The organism is Paenibacillus etheri, assembly GCF_001012825.1.
In the GTDB taxonomy this organism is placed as follows: Bacteria; Bacillota; Bacilli; order Paenibacillales; family Paenibacillaceae; genus Paenibacillus_AQ; species Paenibacillus_AQ etheri.
The window spans coordinates 1-254 of record NZ_LCZJ02000062.1 but is presented as its reverse complement, the minus strand read 5'-3'; the positions used below and the strand labels follow the sequence as shown (position 1 = coordinate 254).

Genomic DNA, 254 nt, shown 5'->3' with positions numbered 1-254 from the left:
CTGCGTTTAGCTAGTGTAATAAGCTGCTCGGCCCGCCGCAAACCCGCATGACGCTTCACATATTGCTTCCAGCCAGCAATGACTTGCTCTGTCGTTAACCGGCTAATTTCTTTCGGGAGAGGAAACAGCCTTAAGGTGGCAATGCTACTAGTGCAAGTGAGAATTTTGAAGACATGCCGAAGTTCTGGGAACACAATATCTACCCAGCGATGAATCTGGTTAACGGCACTGTTAAGGCGTTTGGTAACCGTGTC

The 254-nt window shown here is 48.8% G+C and carries 1 pseudogene; it reads right to left on the bottom strand.

Annotated features, from left to right (window positions below):
* Window positions 1-254: pseudogene (locus tag UQ64_RS31425) on the bottom strand (IS110 family RNA-guided transposase); the annotation flags it as partial.